Source organism: Streptococcus parasanguinis, assembly GCF_001578955.1.
In the GTDB taxonomy this organism is placed as follows: Bacteria; Bacillota; Bacilli; order Lactobacillales; family Streptococcaceae; genus Streptococcus; species Streptococcus parasanguinis_U.
In genome coordinates this window covers 389,093-394,046 of record NZ_KQ969689.1, presented here as the reverse complement: position 1 = coordinate 394,046, position 4,954 = coordinate 389,093, and the positions used below count along the sequence as shown (strand labels likewise).

The 4,954-nt window shown below is 42.5% G+C and carries 6 protein-coding genes; 1 reads left to right on the top strand and 5 read right to left on the bottom strand.

Annotated features, from left to right (window positions below; all coding sequences use genetic code 11):
* Positions 1 to 62: 62 nt before the first annotated feature.
* The 3 genes from SPADD19_RS01870 to SPADD19_RS01860 form a co-directional block, all read right to left on the bottom strand.
* Positions 63 to 794: a cyclase family protein gene (locus SPADD19_RS01870; protein ID WP_003015569.1), complete on the bottom strand. Its 732-nt coding sequence runs from the start codon at positions 792 to 794 to the stop codon at positions 63 to 65.
* Positions 795 to 806: 12 nt separating this feature from the next.
* Entirely contained in the window at positions 807 to 1,949 is a 1,143-nt protein-coding gene (locus SPADD19_RS01865; RefSeq protein WP_014713636.1) for a 5-methyltetrahydropteroyltriglutamate--homocysteine S-methyltransferase, read from the bottom strand.
* 161 nt (positions 1,950 to 2,110) lie between these two features.
* Complete coding sequence (locus SPADD19_RS01860) at positions 2,111 to 2,323, bottom strand: YdbC family protein (protein WP_041818320.1); 213 nt, start codon at positions 2,321 to 2,323, stop codon at positions 2,111 to 2,113.
* Between the two features lie 90 nt (positions 2,324 to 2,413).
* Between SPADD19_RS01860 and SPADD19_RS01855 the strand changes: the two genes are divergently transcribed.
* Positions 2,414 to 2,746 carry a hypothetical protein gene (locus tag SPADD19_RS01855; RefSeq protein ID WP_013903885.1) on the top strand — a complete coding sequence of 111 codons (333 nt, stop codon included), beginning with the start codon at positions 2,414 to 2,416 and terminating at the stop codon, positions 2,744 to 2,746.
* 15 nt (positions 2,747 to 2,761) lie between these two features.
* Here SPADD19_RS01855 and SPADD19_RS01850 read toward each other — a convergent pair whose 3' ends face one another.
* Both SPADD19_RS01850 and SPADD19_RS01845 read right to left on the bottom strand, forming a co-directional pair.
* Positions 2,762 to 4,048, bottom strand: a complete 1,287-nt coding sequence (locus SPADD19_RS01850; RefSeq protein ID WP_014713639.1) for a peptidase U32 family protein — start codon at positions 4,046 to 4,048, stop codon at positions 2,762 to 2,764.
* 94 nt (positions 4,049 to 4,142) lie between these two features.
* Positions 4,143 to 4,954: peptidase U32 family protein (locus SPADD19_RS01845; RefSeq protein ID WP_061455056.1), on the bottom strand; the 812-nt coding region annotated here is incomplete at its 5' end.

Below are 4,954 nucleotides of genomic sequence, written 5' to 3'. Positions count from 1 at the left end.
TGCTCTACAATCCAAAAACAATTGAGAGGCTAGGACTTTTGTCCCAGCCTCTTTTTCTTTGTTTATGGTAAGATGGCAATGGCACGAACAGGTGAACCAGTTGCCTTGTCCCAGTGAGGGAAAGCAATCGAAATCAAGGCACCTACAGCTGGGACTTGGTCCAATTGGTTCAAGACTTCTACTTGGTAGATATTTTGCTCCAAAAGGTAGTATTCATTGACCAAGCCATGCTCTGCTGCTGGAATACCCGCATCGGTATCGAAGGTTTCATGACCCACAGCCTTGACATGGCGTTCATGAATCAAGAATTCCAGAGCTTCACGGCTCCATCCTGGACTTTGTTGAACCCCATTTTCATCCAGGTTACGCATAGCATCTTGATCTGGCCAACGTTTTGACCAGTCACTACGGAAGGCAACAAAAGCACCCTCAGCAATTTGCCCATGCTCTGCCTCAAAGTCTAAGATATCTTGTTTGCTCAAGATAAAGTTTGGATTGGCAGCAACTTCTTTAGACTTGTCGATAACATAAAGTGGCAAGAGGAGATCTTTGAGGTCAATCTCATCCAACCAACGACCACCTTCTACAAAGTGAATCGGTGCATCGATATGCGTTCCGTATTGACCAACCACTGTAAATTTTTGAACATGGAAACCATCTTTTAATGTGAAAAGATCTTCTTGTTGCAAGGCAGGAAGGGCTGGGAAGTGTGGACTTTCCGCATTGATTTGGTGACTCAAGTCCACCCATTTTTTAGCTTGCAATTCTTTATAAATACTTAGTAAATCTGACATGTTTCTTCCTCCTTATTCGCCCCAAACTTCAGCGACAATTTCTTTAATCAAACCGATTTTTTTCCATTGGTCTTCTTCTGTCAAAATGTTTCCTTCTTCTGTCGAAGCAAAGCCACACTGAGTAGATAGGTAAAGATTTTCCAACGGAACATACTGACTCGCTTCTTTAATACGAGCAATCACTTCGTCCTTGTTCTCCAATTGACCACTCTTAGATGTCAAGAGGCCTAATACCACTCCTTTACCAGGGGTTACTTCTGCAAGTGGTTCAAAACCACCAGCCCGATCAGTATCAAACTCTAGGAAGTAAGCATTGACGGCTTCTTCTCCAAGGAGTTCTTTGGCAATCGGAGCATAACCACCTGATGAAGCCCAAGTGGAATGGAAGTTCCCACGACAAACGTGCGTATTGACGGTCAAACCAGCTGGAACATGTTGGTAGACATCGTTGTTAAAGGTCAAGAAGAGATCAGCGAGTTCTCGGCGAACCTCATCTTTTGACTTGCCTTGAGCTGCTCCCCAAGCTGTCAAGAAATTATCGTCTACCAAGACACCCCAAGTACAGTCATCCACTTGAAGGGTCCTAAGTCCAGCGTCATACAAATCTTGAATCACTTGAAGATAGGCTTGCTTGATGTCTTCACGAACAGCCGCAAAATCAGGATAGATGGTATTCAATTGTTCTACATGTTCGGCATCACGGATCAATTCAAAATAGAATTGCGCAGGTGCTGGAATGGTATATTTAGCCTCTACACCATCTACATCTGCCACAAGATCCCGCAAGAACTTGTAATGCTCTACAAATGGATGATTGGCTCCTGTGATTTTTCCAACGACAAGTGCTGAGTCCGCCTTGGTTGTTTCATCATGGAATTGATAGCCTTGAGCGGCTTGGACGTGATCAATGCCACCAAATCCCCAGAAGAAATCCAAATGCCAATAAGCACGGCGGAATTCTCCATCTGTTACTGACTTCAGACCAGCAGCAATTTCTTTTTCAACGAGGTCACGAATCGCCTGATCTTCTACTTTTGTTAAGTCAGCCTGACTGATTTTTCCAGCTGCGAAATCTTCACGAGCCTGAACCAAAGCGGCTGGACGAAGGAATGAACCAACATGGTCTACGCGATAAGGTGCATGTGTATGTGTCAATATGATTTCCTCTTTCCTATAAGTTTTACATTAATTCATCAATGCAACCATTATAGCAGTCCAACACTTGATAAACAAGGGATTGGGATAATCTAATATCTTTTATATCTATATAGTCTTAGACTATGGCAAAAAAAGAAGTCCTTGAAGGACCCCTTTTCTTAATTTTTAAATGCATTGAGCATGACTTGGAACTCTTCGTTCGTGAGTGTAATACCTTTTCCCATCTTTGTATGGTCGGGACTCCAGGTCCGGATATCATACTTAGCAGGAGCACCGTTAAAACTCACACGGTTCAATTCTTTGGTCCAACCCTTGTCATTTTCTGACAAGACCAGCAAATGTTCTTCGATTTGGAATGAAAATTCTGCCATTTCACGACTCCTTTCTTGACTTCTCATCTCTAATATTCGTAAATTATTTACAAAATCGTTGAAATTATCTATAATATATTGTATCAAGTTATGGAGAATTTAGCTATGAAAAAATTTCTCGAGATCGTTAAAGACCGAGCAAATGAATTTTTCAATGGAAAAGTCAGTACCCCTGCCCCATTAGAAGATGAGAGAATTATTGAAATCATTCAACAAGCATTGCGAAAAAAACAAGGGGTACATGTTATTTTTTCAAATAAGAGTTTTACAGGCGACATTGTCAAGTATGACCAAGAACGCCGACAACTGATCGTGAAAAATTTTAAAAAGAGTATGTCCACGATTATTCGGATTTCTGAGATCCAGAAAATCAGTTTGGTCCCCAATAATATTCGCATCGCCCAACAAAAAGGAGAGGTTTAACCCTCTCTTTTTTTGTTATACTCGAACAGTTTTACTTGCCCCATCTTTTGAGTAGAGATTGATTAAACCTTCCTGGCAAGAACGAATCATATCTCCTGGCTTGACTTCTTGTGGAACGGTGATTGTAAGAAGTTCCATCGGATTTGGTGCGCGATCAATCTTCACTCCATCCTTATCATGCAAGTCTTGGATCTGGCATTCAAAATGACGGAAGCCTGGTCCGTAGAATTCCACTTGGTCGCCTTCGTTGATGACATTCCGTTGGCGAATCGTCGCAGTCATGGTAGATGGATCAAAGTCAACCACTTCTCCTACAAATTTGTATTGAGGAATCTTACGACGTGCCCCAAACAATTGTTCATTTTCAGTCGGTGTTTGGTAGTAGAATCCAGTTGCTAATTCACGTTGAGCAACCTTCCACAATTCATTGATCAAATCATCCTTGATGGCATAAAAGGCTTCTGGATTTTCCATATAGGCATCACAAGCTGCCTTGTAACAGTTGGCAACAGTTGATACATAATGGACAGATTTCATCCGGCCTTCGATCTTCAAACTATCAACCCCATTATCAATCATGTCTGGAATATTTTCGATCATACACATGTCCACGGCTGACATAGAGTATTCTTCTGGGACTTGCCCTTTGATACTCTTGCGTTCTTGACCAAATGGCATATCGTAGAGATCGTATTTCCAACGACAAGATTGAGAACAGCCACCACGGTTGGCATCCCGGTCAGACATGTGGTTAGAAAGGGTACAACGTCCGGAATAAGAAATACACATGGCTCCATGAACGAAGGCTTCGATCTCAAGATCGGTACGCTTACGGATCTCTGCCAACTCTTCCATGGATACCTCACGGGCCAAGACGACACGGGTCAAGCCATATTCTTTCCAGAAATGGAAGGTCTCCACATTGGTTGCAGAAGCTTGCGTAGACAAGTGGATATTGAGGCCAGGTGCATAGGTTGCACAGATCTCAATCAAGGCCGGGTCTGAGACGATCACGGCGTCAAGTCCCATATCTCGTAATTCACGGAACCACTCACCAGCCCCTTGTTCATTTCCCTCATGGGTCACCATGTTCGAAGCCACGTGTACATCCACTCCACGGGCATGAGCATACTCAATTCCTTCACGAAGCTCATCCATGGTGAAGTTTCCGGCACGGCTACGCAAACCATAGGCTTGTCCACCAACGAACACTGCGTCTGCCCCATAATTAACGGCAACTTTTAACTTTTCTAATGTTCCAGCAGGTACCAAGACCTCTGGACGTTTTTTTGTATTTGTCATGTTTTCTCCAATTTACAAGATTGTCGATATAATGAATAGCCTCTTCGTTCCCTGAAAAAGGAAAACTCTCAAACGAAGAAGCCCTAGTTTTTTATTATTTTACACGATCTGGTTCATAATCATAGAAACCAGTATCCAAACCACGATTGGCTGGATGCAATTTGCGGATTTCTTCATCAAACAGATAGGCTTGATCCTGTGTAAATGTTCCTTTTTGAATCAAATCACGGGCCTTGACAAAGTACTCTGTAATCTTGACAAAGTTTTCCCCCGGACAGTAGACACCATCGAGTTTCCAATGATCAAATCCGTGTTCTACCAACTCAGACAATTTGGTCATCATATCCAAGTCATTATTTGAGAAGATATGGGTTCCATGTTTGTCCTCGTAGACTGAATAATGAGAATTTGGATCTCCTGGTTCTGCTAAGAACAGGTCGCGATCTTTGGTTACAGAGTCCTCTGTCTTGATGAAGTTGTAATAATTCTGAAGAAGAGGTCGTTTCGAATGGTGGATAATGCTAGCACCATAGACCAAGACTTCCGCTGGAATCTGAAGATTCTCAGCCATTACGAATAATTCGGCAGATGGAATCTCACGAGCCAAAACAGCCTCAGAAGCTCCTGCTTGTTTTCCCCAGAAATTGATCTGGCGGCTAGAAGTGACCATGGTTGAGGCATCGTAAATCGTTTTGAATGGATAGCCATCTCGTTTCAAGACATAAAAAACGCCCGCATCTCCGACAGTAATATAATCAGCCTGAATTTCCTTTAGAAAATCTAGAAAAGGCTTGATTGAATCCATCATCGATTGGTGCATCAGTGCATTTACAGCTACTGTCAATTCTTTGCCAGCAGCATGGACCAGTTGGGCAATTCGATTTATTTCGTCATAGCTTAAAGTTT

Bases quoted from the DNA above. Each gene is read 5' to 3' on its own strand.
- SPADD19_RS01870 (WP_003015569.1), bottom strand. From the start codon at position 794: ATGTCAGATTTACTAAGTATTTATAAAGAATTGCAAGCTAAAAAATGG.
- SPADD19_RS01860 (WP_041818320.1), bottom strand. From the start codon at position 2,323: ATGGCAGAATTTTCATTCCAAATCGAAGAACATTTGCTGGTCTTGTCA.
- SPADD19_RS01855 (WP_013903885.1), top strand. From the start codon at position 2,414: ATGGAGAATTTAGCTATGAAAAAATTTCTCGAGATCGTTAAAGACCGA.
- SPADD19_RS01850 (WP_014713639.1), bottom strand. From the start codon at position 4,048: ATGACAAATACAAAAAAACGTCCAGAGGTCTTGGTACCTGCTGGAACA.